General features: G+C 63.5%; 15 protein-coding genes. 7 read left to right on the forward strand and 8 right to left on the reverse strand.

The annotated features are described in order from the left end of the window. Nucleotides 1-214 precede the first annotated feature (214 nt). Nucleotides 215-664: a GNAT family N-acetyltransferase gene (locus AC25MA_RS10800; RefSeq protein ID WP_028693052.1), complete on the forward strand. Its 450-nt coding sequence runs from the start codon at nt 215-217 to the stop codon at nt 662-664. Here AC25MA_RS10800 and def read toward each other — a convergent pair. The 3 genes from def to AC25MA_RS10815 all read right to left on the reverse strand — a co-directional run bounded on the left by def (nt 619) and on the right by AC25MA_RS10815 (nt 2,456). After that, entirely contained in the window at nt 619-1,155 is a 537-nt protein-coding gene (def, locus tag AC25MA_RS10805; RefSeq protein WP_028693051.1) for a peptide deformylase, read from the reverse strand. The two genes, AC25MA_RS10800 and def, sit on opposite strands and share 46 nt — an antisense overlap. Next, nucleotides 1,155-2,111 carry a YihY/virulence factor BrkB family protein gene (locus AC25MA_RS10810; protein WP_028693050.1) on the reverse strand — a complete coding sequence of 319 codons (957 nt, stop codon included), beginning with the start codon at nt 2,109-2,111 and terminating at the stop codon, nt 1,155-1,157. The genes def and AC25MA_RS10810 overlap by 1 nt, the downstream gene beginning before the upstream one ends. Nucleotides 2,112-2,276: 165 nt before the next feature. After that, on the reverse strand, nt 2,277-2,456 hold the full coding sequence (locus AC25MA_RS10815; protein WP_023629533.1) for a CsbD family protein: 180 nt from the start codon (nt 2,454-2,456) through the stop codon (nt 2,277-2,279). A gap of 212 nt (nt 2,457-2,668) precedes the next feature. Between AC25MA_RS10815 and AC25MA_RS10820 the strand changes: the two genes are divergently transcribed. Then, complete coding sequence (locus AC25MA_RS10820) at nt 2,669-3,049, forward strand: hypothetical protein (RefSeq protein WP_028693049.1); 381 nt, start codon at nt 2,669-2,671, stop codon at nt 3,047-3,049. Here the strand turns inward: AC25MA_RS10820 and AC25MA_RS10825 are convergent, their stop codons facing one another. Then, nucleotides 3,050-3,886: a CvfB family protein gene (locus tag AC25MA_RS10825; RefSeq protein WP_028693048.1), complete on the reverse strand. Its 837-nt coding sequence runs from the start codon at nt 3,884-3,886 to the stop codon at nt 3,050-3,052. 130 nt (nt 3,887-4,016) lie between these two features. Here AC25MA_RS10825 and AC25MA_RS10830 point away from each other — a divergent pair, with 130 nt between their 5' ends. Continuing rightward, a complete protein-coding gene (locus AC25MA_RS10830) occupies nt 4,017-4,877 on the forward strand; it encodes a DUF6279 family lipoprotein (RefSeq protein ID WP_062360587.1) in 861 nt (286 codons plus the stop codon). A 50-nt stretch (nt 4,878-4,927) separates the two neighbouring features. On the opposite strand, the gene aceK is transcribed toward AC25MA_RS10830, so the two are convergent. Next, nucleotides 4,928-6,643 (reverse strand): bifunctional isocitrate dehydrogenase kinase/phosphatase, encoded by a 1,716-nt coding sequence (aceK, locus tag AC25MA_RS10835; protein WP_062360585.1) that lies wholly within the window; start codon nt 6,641-6,643, stop codon nt 4,928-4,930. Between the two features lie 133 nt (nt 6,644-6,776). On the opposite strand from aceK, the gene AC25MA_RS10840 reads away from it, so the two are divergent. After that, on the forward strand, nt 6,777-7,676 hold the full coding sequence (locus AC25MA_RS10840) for a DMT family transporter (protein WP_062360583.1): 900 nt from the start codon (nt 6,777-6,779) through the stop codon (nt 7,674-7,676). 15 nt (nt 7,677-7,691) lie between these two features. Here the strand turns inward: AC25MA_RS10840 and AC25MA_RS10845 are convergent, their stop codons facing one another. The 3 genes from AC25MA_RS10845 to cysK form a co-directional block, all read right to left on the reverse strand. Beyond that, on the reverse strand, nt 7,692-8,573 hold the full coding sequence (locus AC25MA_RS10845) for a DMT family transporter (protein ID WP_062574840.1): 882 nt from the start codon (nt 8,571-8,573) through the stop codon (nt 7,692-7,694). A gap of 375 nt (nt 8,574-8,948) precedes the next feature. Beyond that, a complete protein-coding gene (locus AC25MA_RS10850; protein ID WP_028693043.1) occupies nt 8,949-9,884 on the reverse strand; it encodes an aspartyl/asparaginyl beta-hydroxylase domain-containing protein in 936 nt (311 codons plus the stop codon). Between the two features lie 268 nt (nt 9,885-10,152). After that, nucleotides 10,153-11,127, reverse strand: coding sequence for a cysteine synthase A (gene cysK, locus AC25MA_RS10855; RefSeq protein WP_028693042.1), 975 nt, complete (start codon nt 11,125-11,127; stop codon nt 10,153-10,155). Nucleotides 11,128-11,258: 131 nt separating this feature from the next. Between cysK and AC25MA_RS10860 the strand changes: the two genes are divergently transcribed. The 3 genes from AC25MA_RS10860 (at nt 11,259) to AC25MA_RS10870 (ending at nt 14,515) form a co-directional block, all read left to right on the forward strand. Continuing rightward, nucleotides 11,259-12,332 carry an AsmA family protein gene (locus AC25MA_RS10860; protein ID WP_486972019.1) on the forward strand — a complete coding sequence of 358 codons (1,074 nt, stop codon included), beginning with the start codon at nt 11,259-11,261 and terminating at the stop codon, nt 12,330-12,332. Between the two features lie 145 nt (nt 12,333-12,477). Beyond that, complete coding sequence (locus tag AC25MA_RS10865; RefSeq protein ID WP_011535085.1) at nt 12,478-13,323, forward strand: AAA family ATPase; 846 nt, start codon at nt 12,478-12,480, stop codon at nt 13,321-13,323. A 13-nt stretch (nt 13,324-13,336) separates the two neighbouring features. After that, nucleotides 13,337-14,515: a vWA domain-containing protein gene (locus AC25MA_RS10870; RefSeq protein WP_186597245.1), complete on the forward strand. Its 1,179-nt coding sequence runs from the start codon at nt 13,337-13,339 to the stop codon at nt 14,513-14,515. Nucleotides 14,516-14,545: the final 30 nt, after the last annotated feature.

Consider the following 14,545-nt stretch of genomic DNA (forward strand, 5'->3'; position numbering starts at 1 on the left):
CCGTCAATGGCGCGGAGAAGTTGTCATCGACTGCGAAGATGACACGAAGTACCGATCCCGCTTTATCGTACTGCCGGGGGGATGAGTGAAAGTCTACTCCGCAGTCGGAATAGTTGAACCCCGGAGTCGGATATTCACCCTTGCCGGATTTGCAACAATCTGCGACAAAGCACCGTCATTTTTCCTGCTTCTTGCAGCGCCCTACGAGCCACGCATGCCGCCCCTGACCTGTACCCGCCTGCCTCCGATCCAACGCCGCCTGCTGGAGCAATTCTATCGCCAGCATGGTTCGCGCATGCGCGCCGCCGGTGATGGCGAACAATGGGTGGCACGCAGCGGTGAAATCATTGGCGGGATGAATCTGTCCCCTGTCGAGGACGGCTACTGGCTGACCGGACTGTTCGTCGCCCCGCAATGGCGTGGACAGCAGGTCGCTTCACAGCTGCTGCAAACCGCGCTGGGCGCTGCCACCACCCCGACTTGGCTGTTCTGCCATCCGGACCTGACGCCCTTCTACCAACGCCTGGCCTTCACCTCGGCCACCACGCTGCCCGAAGCCCTGGCCTCGCGCCTGGCCCGCTACCAGCGCAGCAAGCCCCTGGTGGCGCTGGTGCGGGATCAGTCGTCGGCCACGTCGAGCCCGGGAAACAGCACGTCGGTGTAGCCGAACTTGCTGAAGTCCTGAATGCGCGAAGGGTATAGCCGGCCGATCAGGTGATCGCACTCATGCTGCACCACCCGCGCATGAAAACCATCGGCAAAGCGGTTGATCGGGTTGCCCTGCGGGTCGATGCCCGAATAGCTGATGTGCTTGTAGCGCGGCACCACGCCACGCAGGCCCGGCACCGACAAACAGCCCTCCCAGCCATCCTCGAGCTCCGTGGCCAGCGGCGTGATCACCGGGTTGAGCAAGATGGTCCGCGGCACTGGCTCGGCGTCCGGATAGCGCTCGCTGCGCTCGAAGCCGAAGATCACCAGTTGCAGGTCGATGCCGATCTGCGGCGCGGCCAGGCCGACGCCTCCGACATGGGCCATGGTCTCGAACATGTCGTCGATCAGTTGCTCGAGCTCGGGGCTACCGAGCATGTGCTCCGGCACGGGCGGGGCGATGCGCAGCAGGCGTTCATCACCCATTTTGAGAATGTCGCGGATCATCAGGTATTCGGCTCGCGGGTCTGGGGTTCGGGGGGCACCGGGTGCTCATGCCCAAGCACGGTAATACTCTGTTGCGGATTGTCTTCGGCGAACGCTTTCTCACCGGGGTTCTTGCCCTCGGCGGACATGTGCTCGATCACCGCGTTCATCTCGGCCCCGAGCAGCAGTACGGCGGCGGAGATGTAGAAGTACAGCAGCAACACGATGATCGCCCCGATACTGCCATACATGGCGTTGTAGTCGGCAAAGGTCTTCACGTAGTAGGCAAAGCCCAGCGACGCGACGATCCACACCACCACCGCCAGCACCGAGCCTGGGGTGATGAAGCGGAATTTCTGCTTCACATCGGGCATCACGTAGTAGATCAGCGCCACCGCCACCATCATCAGGATGATGATCGCCGGCCAACGCAGGATGGTCCAGACGACCACCACCGCCTCCTCCAGCCCCACCTGGGAGGCGATCCACTCCATGACCTGCGGCCCCAGCACCATCAACGCGGCGGCCGCCAGGAGCATGCCGGCGATGCCGACGGTGTAGATGATCGACAGTGGGATGCGCTTCCACACCGGCCGCCCTTCAGGCACGTCGTAGGCGGCGTTCATCGCGCTCATCATCAGGCGCACACCCGCCGAGGCGGTCCACAGGGCGATTACGATACCCACCGACAGCAATCCGCCCTTGGACTGCTGCAACTGGTCGATCACCGGGTTGACCTGCTCCAGGGCCTGGGGCGGCAGCACCAGCTCGGACTGCAGGCGCAGCCAGGAGAAGAAGTCAGGCAGGTGCAGGAAACCGATCAGGGCGATCAGGAACAGCAGGAATGGGAACAGCGAAAACAGCATCTGGTAGGCCAGCGCGGAAGCATAGGTGGACATCTCGTCGTCAATGAATTCCTTGACGGTGCGCACCAGCACGCGGTGCAGGGGCAGACCGCGCAGGTCGGGGAAAATCATAGCGTCTCCTTTCGCCGCTTGATCGGGGTGGCATAGCACCAAGTCTAATAGACCAGGCGGCGGGCGTGCTGTTCGCTGGCGCGTTGCCGAACGCACAAAGCAATCGCGGAGCAAGTGCGCTCCCACCGGATGAGCGCGCACTGCCCCGCGACATTACCACTGCGATCAAGGCTTCTTCACGGCATCCTTGACCTTGCCCACGGCCTGCTGCGCCTCGCCCTTCAGCTCTTGGGCCTTGCCCTCGGCGCGCAGCTTGTCGTTGTCGGTCACCTTGCCGACGCCCTGCTTGATGTTGCCCACGGCCTCATTGGCCAGGCCTTTCGCTTTATCCTTGGTGCCACTCATGGGATGTCTCCTTGCCGAAAAGACACGGAAAATCGTGTCGACACCTGATCGACCCTAGGTCATCGGCAAGAGTTTCAATTAGTTCGCCTGGACCCGGCCCAACGGTTCAAAGCGTTCCCCGCGGGCGCGGCGGCATGCCGATGCGACTTGCCCCGCGATGAGCCCACCCGCACAATACCAGGCCAATCTAGCGTCAACCCGCAGGAACCTGCATGAAACTCGACAAACCCACCGCCATCGCTCGGCGCAACGAAGCGCTGAACCGGCCGGTGCTCAACCGCGACAATACCCTGTTCGCCATCCTCGACAAAAAGCGCAACCTGTGGTGGTTCGAGGTGCCTGTGGCGCTGCTGCGCAAAGGTCAGCCCGACTGGGTCAACCTGCTGCTGCATACTCCGGAGACCGATGAACTGCAGCACCTGAAGGTGCCGACCAACTTCCTGCGCGCTCACCAGGAGCAGATGGAAGTGCGCAACGCCGGCAAGCGCCGCTCGACCATCAGCCTGGCCCTGAGCGCCGACCGCGACTCGCTGCTGCGCGACAGCCGCCCGGGTGGCGAGCAGCTGGACTTCAGCACCTTCGTGCAGGCCTGATCAGGCCCGCTCGATGCGATCGTCATGGATGACGATCCGGCCCTGCTTGAACAGTGCGCCGATGGCTTTCTTGAAGTTGCCCTTGCTGACATTGAACATCTGGCTGATCAGCGCCGGATCGCTCTTGTCGCACACCGCCAGCACACCGCCATTGGCCTCCAGACGCTGCATGATCTGCTCGGGCAAGCCGTCGGCCAGGGCCTGGCCCACCGGCTGCAGGCTCAGGGCGATCTTGCCGTCGGCGCGCACTTCCTTGATGAAGCCCTTCTCGTGCATGCCTGAACGCAGGAACTTGAACACTTCGTTCTTGTGGATCAGGCCCCAGTGGCGATTGTTGATGATCGCCTTGAAGCCCATCGGTGTCTCGCCGGCCACCAGCAGCTCCACCGGCTGGCCGACCTGGTAGTCCACCGGGGTGCGGTCGAGGTAGCGGTCTAGCTTGGCGGTGGCGGTGATGCGCCGGGTGCGCTTGTCCAGATAGGCGTGGACCACGCAGTAGTCACCGATCTTCAGTGGCCGGGACTCCTCCGAGTAGGGCATCAGCAGGTCCTTGGACAGGCCCCAGTCGAGGAAGATGCCCGCGCCGTTGATGTCCTTGACCTTGAGGCTGGCGAACTCGCCCACCTGCATCTTCGGCTTTTCGGTGGTGGCGATCAGCTGGTCCTCGCTGTCGAGGTAGATGAACACGTTGAGCCAGTCGTCCAGTTCGAGCTCGGCATCCTTGGGGAAGTAGCGCCTTGGCAGGAGGATTTCGCCGTCGGCGCCGCCGTCCAGGTACAGGCCAAATTCCACGTGTTTCACGATTTGCAAACTGTTGTAACGCCCAAGCAGAGCCATTTCCGAAGATCCTCAAGACAAGGCGGCTATTCTAACACTTGACCCGCCCGTCCGCCCGAGCGCGCATGCGCCGGAACCCTCGGGCCCACCTTGCGTCCACCGCCTGGCCAGCCTGTGCAAGGATTCGCTCATGCCCCGACGCCTGATCCACGCCCTACTGCTCGTCATTGGCTTCGCCCTGGCCCTTGTGGCTTGCAGCCGCATCGACCTGGCCTACCGCAACCTCGACCGCCTGGTGCCCTGGTCGCTTGGCGATTACCTGGACATGAACCGCGAGCAGAAACAGTTGCTCGACGAACGGCTTAAGCAACAACTGGCCTGGCACTGCAAAACACAGCTGCCCGGCTACCTCGACTGGCTCGACCGGGTGCGGCTGATGGTGGCCGACGACGCGGTCACCGACCAGGCCCTGGAACAACGCACCCTCGAAGCCCGCCAGGCCATCGGCCGGGTGGCCACGGCGATCACCCCCTCAGCCAGCGAACTGCTGCGCGGGATGAGCGACGACCAGGTCGCCGAAATGCGCCAGGCGTTTCGTGCCGACATCAGCAAGCGTCGCAAGACCTATGACGAAACCCCGCTGCCCAAACAGATCGAACAGCGCGCCGCGCGCATGCAGAAACGCCTGGAACCCTGGCTGGGTGAGCTCAGCGCCCAGCAACGCTTGCGGGTAATGAGCTGGTCCCAGGCCCTGGGCGACCAGAACCGCCAGTCGATCGCCAATCGCGCGCACTGGCAGCAGCAACTGGTGCTGGCAATGGACCAGCGCGCCACACCGGGCTTCGAAGCGCGCCTGGCGCAACTGCTGCAACGCAAGGAGAGCCTGTGGACGGCGGAGTACCGCCAGGCCTATGAGAACAGCGAACAGCAGGCGCGCAGCCTGCTGATCGACCTGATGAGGCAGAGCAGCCCTGCGCAGAAACAGTTCCTGCAGCAGCGCCTGAGCAAGGTGCGGGCGGATTTCAGTGAGCTCAAGTGCCTGAAAGGTTAAAGCTGGCCGGACTGCTCGAGCCATACGCATTTCCCGCGTAGGCGCGCCAGTCAGCGCCCCTTGCGTCGATACGGGAACACATCGATCACCTTCCCCGCCCGGATCGTCTCCTGCAGGTCTTTCCAATAGTCGGCGTCATACAGCTCGCCGTGCAGACGACTGAACAAACGGCGCTGACCCATATCGGCGAACAGGAACGGCGGAAACTCCTCGGGGAACACGTCATGCGGCCCGATCGAGTACCACGGCTCGCCCGACATCTCGTCTTCGGGGTAGCGCGGCGGTGGAATGTGGCGGAAGTTGACCTCGGTAAGGAAGCTGATCTCGTCGTAGTCATAGAACACTACCCGGCCATGGCGGGTGACGCCGAAGTTCTTCAGCAGCATGTCGCCGGGGAAGATGTTCGCCGCCGCCAGCTGCTTGATCGCCAGCCCATAGTCTTCCAGCGCCTCCAGCACCTGGGCTTCGCTGGCCTGTTCGAGGTAGAGGTTGAGCGGGGTCATGCGCCGTTCGGTCCAGCAGTGGCGGATCAGTACCGTGTCCCCTTCCAGCGCCACGGTGGAGGGCGCCACTTCCAGCAGCTCGGCGAGGCAGTCGGGATCGAACTTGACGCGGGGGAAGCGAAAATCGGCGAACTCCTGGGTGTCGGCCATTCGCCCGACACGGTCCACGCTCTTCACCAGGCGGTACTTCTCGATCACCGTGGCACGGTCGACGGTCTTGGACGGCGAAAAGCGGTCCTTGATGATCTTGAACACCGTGTTGAAGCCCGGCAGGGTAAACACACTCATCACCATCCCGCGCACCCCCGGCGCCATGATGAAGCGGTCGTCGCTGTTGGCCAGGTGGTTGATCAGTGCGCGGTAGAACTCTGACTTGCCGTGCTTGTAGAAGCCGATCGAGGTGTACAGCTCGGCGATATGCTTGCCCGGCAGGATGCGCTTGAGAAAGTTGACGAACTCCGCCGGCACCGGCACATCGACCATGAAGTACGAGCGGGTGAAGGAAAAGATGATCGACACCTCCGCCTCGTCGGTGATCAGCGTATCGGCCTCGATGCCGTGGTCTTCACGGTGCAGCAGCGGGATCACCAGCGGCCACTGTTCGTCGGGGGTGTACAGGCGCCCGACCAGGTAGGCCCCTTTGTTGCGGTAGAGCACCGGCGTGAACAGCTCCGCCGCCAGCGCCGGGTCCTTGCACACCCAATCGGGCAGGCATTCACGCAGTTGGTCCTGCAACCGCGACAGGTCGCCCTCCAGGTCTGCGTAGGGCACGTCAAAACCGTAATCGGCGAAGATGGCCCGCAGCAATCCCTTCAATCCACCGTCCAGCGCATAGGTGCGGGTCTGCGCCGCGCGTTCGTGGCCACGCATGGACGGGCGGGTGGTGTGGATGAACATGCAGCCGTCGCTGATCTGCTCATGGCTGAACAGGCTGCAGAACAGCGAGTTGTACCAGGTCTCGGACAGTTCATCGTCCAGCCGTGGGTCGATCAGGCGGATGTAGGCGCTCTTCACCAACGGCCACTGCTCCACGTCCAGCAGCTGGGAGGCTTCGAAGCCCTGGCGCAGCCAGCCGTTGACCTCGGCGACCTTCTCTTCGTAGAGGTTGATCCGCGCCGCCGCTGCACGCTGGATGTCCTGCCAGCGTGCCTGCTCGAAGCGTTCGCGGGCACCGAGGGTTATCCGGCGAAAATGCTCGCGGTAGTCGTCGAAGCCATCGAGGATCATCCGGGCGATGTCAGCGGCGGGCCAGGGTTGGGTCATGCGCGGGATCTCAAGGTGGGTGGCGTTAGACAGCTTAGTCGTCCGCAAGCGGCTCACACAGCAAGAAAGCACAAGAATCCCGGTTGCCCACTGACGTAGACTCGCGCACTGCCCCCAACGCCGGAGACCCCCCGTGAGCCCCATCGCCCTTGCCCGCCTGCTGACCCTTGCCGCCGTCTGGGGCGCCAGTTTTCTGTTCATGCGCATCATCGCCCCGGAGCTTGGCACCGTGCCGACCGCCTTCTTTCGCGTGTCGATCGCCTGCCTGGGGTTGATGGCCATACTCGCCGCCGCCCGCGTGCGCTGGAACTTCGAAGGCAAGCTGGGCGCCTGCCTGGTGCTGGGCATGATCAATTCCGGTATTCCAGCGACGTTCTACTCGGTGGCGGCGCAGGTGCTGCCGGCCGGCTACTCGGCGATCTTCAACGCCACCACGCCGCTGATGGGCGTGCTGATCGGCACCTTGTTCTTCCGCGAGGCGATGACCCTGCCCAAGCTCTGCGGGATCTTCCTCGGCCTGTTCGGCGTCGGCATTCTCAGCGGCGCCGGACCGGTGGCGCTGAACATGGCCCTGGTGCAAGGCGCCCTGGCGTGCCTGGCGGCGACCACCTGCTACGGTTTCGCGGGATTCCTGGCACGACGCTGGGTGGGAACGCTGGACAGTCGCCTGTCAGCCCTGGGCAGCATGCTCGGCGCCACCCTGCTGTTGAGCCCGCTGTTCGCCTGGAGCGCGCTGACCCAACCGCCGGCCAGCTGGGGCGGCTGGCAGGTGTGGCTGTCGCTGCTGGGCCTGGGGCTGCTGTGTACGGCGTTCGCCTACATCCTGTACTTCCGCTTGCTGAACGAAATCGGGCCGGTCAAGGCCAGTACCGTGACCTTCCTGATCCCGGTGTTCGGCGTGCTGTGGGGCGCGTGGCTGCTGGATGAGCCGCTGTCGATGGCGCACCTGTACGGCGGCCTGCTGATCGGCGCGGCACTCTGGCTGGTGCTGCGTCCTGTGGGAGCGGCCTTGCGTCGCGAAGGGGCCGCATAGCGGCCCCCCTTTGGCTCAGGCTTCAGCCGCACGCAACGCCGGCTTGCGGAACACGAACAGCAGCCCGATCACGATCAACCCCATTCCCAGCAGGCTGAGCGGCGCCAGGCGGTTACCGAAGATGGCGAAATCCATCACCGCCGTCACCGCCGGCACCAGGTAGAACAGGCTGGTGACATTGACCAGGTTGCCACGGGCGATCAGCCGGTACAGCAGCAGCGTGGCCAGCAGCGAAACCACCAGCCCCATCCACAGCAGCGCGCCGACGAAGTTGGCGTTCCACTCGACATGCAACGGCTGGAACGGGGCAAACAGCGCGCACAGGGCAAATCCGGCCAGATACTGCAGCGGCAATGTGCCCATCGGGTTGTCGGTGATGCGCTTCTGCAGGATAGAGCCGAAGGTCATGCTGGCCAGCGCCAGCAAGGCGAACAGCATGCCCGCCAGGGACACCCCGCCAAGGTTGATGCCTTGGTAGACCACCATCACCAGGCCGCCAAGCCCCAGGCCCAGGCCGAACAGCCGGCTCCAGGAACGCTGGCGCTCCATCAGCACCACGGTAAGGATCGGCTGCACGCCCATGACCGTGGCCATGACGCCGGGGGTGACATGGGTATCAAGCGCCAGCAGGTAGAAGATCTGGTAGGCGCCCAGCAGCACGCAGCCAGTCCCCAGGGCGCGGACAATGCCGCCCCGAGTACGTGGCCAGCGCAAGCCGAGTAAAGGACCGATCAGCAACAGACCGAAAAGCGCCAAGGCCGAACGCAGCAGCAGGAAGGCGAAAGGACTGGCCTGGGCCAAGCCGAGCTTGGAAACGATCGCCCCGCTGCTCCACAGCAGGACGAACAGGCTGGTAGTGGCCGCCGAGGCCACGGATGCTTTGTTGAAAACAGACATGTATGCCACCTGTATACGGGCAAATGAACCGTACGGAGGACCTATCGCGTCTTGCGGAGATAGTCGACCGTGTTCAGTAGGTTGCGAGTGCGGTGGGGAGCGGCCAGCGGCCGGTCAGCCCAGCACCACGACTGCGCAAGGAGGCGGAGCTACGCCGCCTACGACGCCACTGACAGGTGGTGGGGAGTGACTGATCATGGCCGGCTGCTGGCTGCCACGCACGACCACGCCCGCGACAGGCGCGAGAACGTAAGCGATGGTGGCAGGAATGGCGGGCATGAGCAGGTCTTCTGGGAAGAGAGTGTTTCGGAATATAGCGGGGGAATCATCACGGGGCAAGTCCGCTCCGTTGAGGAGCGAGCCTGCCCAGGCGAATCAGAACAGCCAGCGGTAAAGCGCGTAGGCGACGACAACCGCCAGCACCGGCCGCAGCACGCGGTAGGCCTTGGGGTTGGCGCGCTTGAACTGCTTGACCCGGGTGCTGATGACATTGCTGAAGCGCTTGCTCCAGGCGTAGGCCTGGTTGATCCCGCCGACGCGCTCGTCATCGGTGTTCTGCGGCGCGGTGGCGCGGCCGAGGAAGGCGCTGACCTTGCGGTTGATGCGGGTCATCAGCGGGCTGTTGAGCGGGCGCTCGACGTCGCAGAACAGGATCACCCGGGTGACGTCGGTCTCGTTCTTGACCCAGTGCACGAATGTTTCGTCGAACATAACGTCCTCGCCATCACGCCAGGCGTAGGGCTGGCCGTCGACGTAGATGCGGCAGTTGTCCGAGTTCGGCGTGGACAGGCCCAGGTGATAGCGCAGGGAGCCGGCGAACGGGTCGCGGTGCGGGTTCAGGTGGCTGCCGCCGGGCAACAGGGCGAACATCGCGCCCTTGACGTTGGGGATGCCGCTGACCAGCTCGACGGTCTTCGGGCACAGCGCCTCGGCCGAAGGCAGCGGCTTGTCGTACCACTTCAGGTAGAAACGCTTCCAGCCCTTCTTGAAGAACGAACCGAAGCCGGCGTCGTTGTCCTTCTCGGCAGCACGGATGTAGCCCTCGTCGAACAGGCGCATGGCTTCTTCGCGGATCACCTCCCAATTGTCCTTGAGCACATCCAGTTCGGGGAAGCGCTGGCGGTCCAGGTAGGGCTTGGAAGGCACGCCGGAGAACAGGTACATCAGGCTGTTGTAGGGGGCGAACAGCGCCGAATGGTTGACGAACTGGCGCAGCACCGGCAGGCGCGCCTTGCCGCGCAGGTGCACGAACAGCACGCTGCCGAAAAACACCAGCAGCACACCGGCCTTGGCGACGAAGGAAAAGGTCATGCAACACTCCTTGGAGGGGAAATCAGGCCATCCCCAGATAGCCGGACATCATAAACCCATCCGGGCCGGGTAAAAACAACCGGTGCCGGATCGCAGTGTTAAGGATTGTGCAATAAACGAAAGCGGCCGACATTGCGCCGGATCAGCGGTGGTGCGGATATCCCGGGGCCGCTGCTCGCCCCATCGCCGGCAAGCCGGCTCCCACAAGGCAACACAAGCGATGTGGGAGCCGGCTCGCCGGCGAAAGGCTTGCACAGCAGGCCCGGGTTTACTGCTGGTTCTCCTGCTCGCTGAACATGTCGCTGAACAACATGCTCGACAGGTAGCGCTCCCCGGAGTCCGGCAGGATCACCACGATGGTCTTGCCCTGCATCTCGGGCTTCTCGGCCAGGCGCACCGCCGCCGCCATCGCCGCGCCACAGGAGATACCACAGAGGATGCCCTCCTCCTGCATCAGACGGATGGCCATGGCCTTGGACTCGTCATCGGTCACCGTCTCGACCTGGTCGACAATCGACAGGTCGAGGTTCTTCGGCACGAAACCAGCGCCGATGCCCTGGATCTTGTGCGGACTGGGTTTGAGCTCCTCGCCCGCCAGGGTCTGGCTGATCAACGGCGAGCTCACCGGCTCCACCGCCACCGACAGGATCGACTTGCCCTGGGTGTGCTTGATGTAGCGTGACACGCCGGTGATGGTGCCACCGGTGCCGACGCCCGCCACCAGTACATCCACCGCGCCGTCGGTGTCGTTCCAGATCTCGGGGCCGGTGGTCTTCTCGTGGATGGCCGGGTTGGCCGGATTGTCGAACTGACCAGGCAGGAAGTAGTGGGCCGGATCGGAGGCGACAATTTCATTGGCCTTCTCGATGGCGCCCTTCATGCCCTTGGCCGGCTCGGTGAGCACCAGCTCGGCCCCCAGGGCCTTGAGCACCTTGCGCCGCTCAAGACTCATGGACGCCGGCATGGTCAGGAGCAGCTTGTAGCCGCGGGCGGCGGCGACGAACGCCAGGCCGATACCGGTGTTGCCCGAGGTCGGCTCGACGATGGTCATGCCCGGTTTGAGCTTGCCGCTGCTCTCGGCGTCCCAGACCATGTTCGCACCAATCCGGCACTTCACCGAGTAACCCGGGTTGCGCCCTTCGATCTTGGCCAGGATGGTCACCCCACGCGGGGCGATGCGGTTGATCTGCACCAGCGGCGTGTTGCCGATGGAATGGGCGTTGTCGGCGTAGATACGGCTCATGGCAGGTGTCCTTGAACATGAAAAAGCAGGGAAAACCATGAGGGTAAGCCCGCAATGCAGGAGCGTAAAGCCCGTTCGAACTCGGCGAAGCGGCCTGCGGTCAACCGCAAAAGCCGGTGCGGAGAACCACGATGAAAGCACGTTATCGCTGGCCATTGGTCGGCATTGCCAGCCTGGTTGGGTTGCTTGTGGCCCTGCACCTGGCCCTGCCCTACCTGGTTCGCGATTACCTGAACGACAAGCTGGCCGACATGGGCGACTACCGTGGCCAGGTCACCGACGTCGATCTGGCCTGGTGGCGCGGCGCTTATCAGATCAATGGCCTGAAGATCGCCAAGGTCAGCGGCAAGGTGCCGGTACCGCTGCTCGACGCACCGCTGATCGACCTGTCGGTGAGCTGGCATGCGCTCTGGTACGACCATGCAGTGGTTGGCGAAGTGACCTTCCTGCACCCCGAACTGAACTTCGTCGATGGCGGCACCAGGCAGAGCTCACAGACCGGCCAGGGTACTGACTGGCGCCAGCAACTGGAGAAACTGCTGCCCATCACGCTCAACGATGTGCGCATCGAACAGGGCACCCTGAGCTTTCGCAACTTCAACTCCCAACCGCCGGTCGACCTCAAGGCCACACAGCTCGACGCCAGCATTCGCAACCTGACCAACGTGCGCGATGAAAAGGGCCGGCGGGACGCCAGTTTCGAAGGGACGGCGTTGCTGACGGGCGACGCCAGGGTCGAGAGCAAGGCCACCTTCGACCCGTTCAGCGACTTTGACGACTTTCAGTTCCGCTTGCGCGCCAAGGGCATCGAACTGCGCCGACTCAACGACTTTGCCAGCGCCTATGGAAAGTTCGACTTCAATGCCGGACACGGCGACGTGGTGATCGAGGCCGAAGCCGCGAATGGCCGACTGCATGGCTACATCAAGCCACTGCTACGCGATGTCGACGTGTTCAACTGGCGGCAGGATGTGCAAGACAAGGACAAAGGTTTCCTGCGCTCAATCTGGGAGGCGCTGGTAGGCGCCACCGAGACCGTGCTGAAGAACCAGCCGAAGAACCAGTTCGCCACCCGCGTCGAACTGAGCGGCAGTGTGCACCAGCAGGATATCAGCGCATTCGAGGCGTTCCTGCAGATACTGCGCAACGGGTTCATCCAGGCATTCAACGCACGTTACGAACAACCCCCGCCCCAATCCGACTAAGCCGACAGTGACGGACCATTCAGGGACTGAATACCCAGTCTGCGTTTGCACGCGGCGGGTGCGGGGTTATAGTCGCTGGCACATCAATAAACATGCGTCGGCTGCCCCGCGATGAGGCGAGCCCAGCCACCCAGAGGATCGGTTCATGAAGTTCGAAGGCACCCGCGACTACGTCGCCACAGACGACCTGAAGCTGGCGGTCAACGCGGCCATCACCCTGGAGCGCCCGCTGCTGGTCAAGGGCGAGCCGGGCACCGGCAAGACCATGCTCGCCGAGCAGCTCGCCGCCTCCTTCGGCGCCCGCCTGATCACCTGGCACATCAAGTCCACCACCAAGGCCCACCAGGGCCTGTACGAGTACGACGCGGTCAGCCGCCTGCGCGACTCGCAGCTGGGCGTGGACAAGGTCCACGACGTGCGCAACTACCTGAAGAAAGGCAAGCTGTGGGAGGCCTTCGAGGCCGACGAGCGGGTGATCCTGCTGATCGACGAGATCGACAAGGCCGACATCGAGTTCCCCAACGACCTGCTGCAAGAGCTCGACAAGATGGAGTTCTACGTCTACGAGATCGACGAGACCATCAAGGCCAAGCAGCGCCCGATCATCATCATCACCTCCAACAACGAGAAGGAACTGCCCGACGCCTTCCTGCGCCGCTGCTTCTTCCACTACATCGCCTTCCCAGATCGCGCCACCCTGCAGCAGATCGTCGACGTGCACTACCCCAACATCAGCCAGTCGCTGGTCAGCGAGGCGCTGGATGTATTCTTCGACGTGCGCAAGGTCCCGGGCCTGAAGAAGAAGCCCTCCACCTCCGAGCTGGTCGACTGGCTCAAGCTGCTGATGGCCGACAACATCGGCGAAGCCGTGCTGCGTGAACGCGACCCGACCAAAGCCATTCCGCCGCTGGCCGGGGCCCTGGTCAAGAACGAGCAGGATGTGCAACTGCTCGAGCGCCTGGCCTTCATGAGCCGGCGCGGCAACCGCTGACAGGAGCCGGGCCATGCTGCTCAACCTGTTCAATGAAATGCGCGCGGCCAAGGTACCGGTGTCGGTGCGCGAGCTGCTCGACCTGCATCACGCCCTGCAAAAGGGCGTGGTGTTCGCCGACATGGACGCGTTCTACTACCTGGCCCGGGCCATCCTGGTGAAGGACGAGCGCCATTTCGACAAGTTCGACCGTGCGTTTGCCGCCTACTTCAAGGGCCTGGAAAACCTCGACCGGCATATCGAGGCGTTGATCCCCGACGAGTGGCTGCGCAAGGAGTTCGAGCGTTCGCTGACCGACGAGGAACGGGCGCAGATCCAATCCCTGGGCGGCCTGGACAAACTGATCGAAGAGTTCAAGAAGCGCCTGGAAGAGCAGAAGGAGCGCCACGCCGGCGGCAACAAGTGGATCGGCACCGGCGGCACCAGCCCGTTCGGCTCCGGCGGCTTCAACCCCGAAGGCATCCGCGTCGGCGAGGCCGGCAAGCGCCAGGGCAAGGCGGTGAAGGTGTGGGACCAGCGCGAGTACAAGAACCTCGACGACCAGGTCGAGCTGGGCACGCGCAACATCAAGCTGGCCCTGCGCCGCTTGCGCAAGTTCGCCCGCGAAGGCGCTGCCGAGGAGCTGGACATCGACGGCACCATCGACCACACCGCCCGTGACGCAGGCCTCTTGAACATCCAGATGCGCCCCGAGCGGCGCAACACGGTCAAGCTGCTGTTGCTGTTCGACATCGGCGGCTCGATGGACGCCCACGTGAAGGTCTGCGAGGAATTGTTCTCGGCCTGCAAGACCGAGTTCAAGCACCTGGAGTACTACTACTTCCACAACTTCATCTACGAGTCGGTGTGGAAGAACAACCTGCGCCGCACCTCGGAGCGCTTTTCCACTTTCGACCTGTTGCACAAGTACGGCGACGACTACAAGGTGGTGTTCGTCGGCGACGCGGCCATGGCGCCCTACGAGATCACCCAGCCCGGCGGCAGCGTCGAGCACTGGAACGAAGAGGCCGGGTATGTGTGGATGCAACGCTTCATGGAGAAGTTCAAGAAGATCATCTGGATCAACCCTTATCCGAAGCACGCCTGGGAGTACACCGCTTCGACCCATCTGGTGCGGGACCTGATCGAGGACAGGATGTTTCCGCTGACCTTGCAGGGGTTGGAAGACGGGATGCGTTACCTGTCCAAGTAATGTTTTCAGGGCCGGCCCTGTCGCGGGGCC

The organism is Pseudomonas sp. P65(2024), assembly GCF_057480955.1.

Excerpts from the sequence above, each read along its gene's own strand:
- AC25MA_RS10830 (WP_062360587.1), top strand. The coding sequence starts at position 4,017 with ATGCCCCGACGCCTGATCCACGCCCTACTGCTCGTCATTGGCTTCGCC.
- AC25MA_RS10865 (WP_011535085.1), top strand. The coding sequence starts at position 12,478 with ATGAAGTTCGAAGGCACCCGCGACTACGTCGCCACAGACGACCTGAAG.
- AC25MA_RS10800 (WP_028693052.1), top strand. The coding sequence starts at position 215 with ATGCCGCCCCTGACCTGTACCCGCCTGCCTCCGATCCAACGCCGCCTG.
- AC25MA_RS10825 (WP_028693048.1), bottom strand. The coding sequence starts at position 3,886 with ATGGCTCTGCTTGGGCGTTACAACAGTTTGCAAATCGTGAAACACGTG.
- aceK (WP_062360585.1), bottom strand. The coding sequence starts at position 6,643 with ATGACCCAACCCTGGCCCGCCGCTGACATCGCCCGGATGATCCTCGAT.
- AC25MA_RS10850 (WP_028693043.1), bottom strand. The coding sequence starts at position 9,884 with ATGACCTTTTCCTTCGTCGCCAAGGCCGGTGTGCTGCTGGTGTTTTTC.
- AC25MA_RS10810 (WP_028693050.1), bottom strand. The coding sequence starts at position 2,111 with ATGATTTTCCCCGACCTGCGCGGTCTGCCCCTGCACCGCGTGCTGGTG.
- def (WP_028693051.1), bottom strand. The coding sequence starts at position 1,155 with ATGATCCGCGACATTCTCAAAATGGGTGATGAACGCCTGCTGCGCATC.
- AC25MA_RS10815 (WP_023629533.1), bottom strand. The coding sequence starts at position 2,456 with ATGAGTGGCACCAAGGATAAAGCGAAAGGCCTGGCCAATGAGGCCGTG.
- AC25MA_RS10820 (WP_028693049.1), top strand. The coding sequence starts at position 2,669 with ATGAAACTCGACAAACCCACCGCCATCGCTCGGCGCAACGAAGCGCTG.
- AC25MA_RS10845 (WP_062574840.1), bottom strand. The coding sequence starts at position 8,573 with ATGTCTGTTTTCAACAAAGCATCCGTGGCCTCGGCGGCCACTACCAGC.
- AC25MA_RS10860 (WP_486972019.1), top strand. The coding sequence starts at position 11,259 with ATGAAAGCACGTTATCGCTGGCCATTGGTCGGCATTGCCAGCCTGGTT.
- AC25MA_RS10870 (WP_186597245.1), top strand. The coding sequence starts at position 13,337 with ATGCTGCTCAACCTGTTCAATGAAATGCGCGCGGCCAAGGTACCGGTG.
- cysK (WP_028693042.1), bottom strand. The coding sequence starts at position 11,127 with ATGAGCCGTATCTACGCCGACAACGCCCATTCCATCGGCAACACGCCG.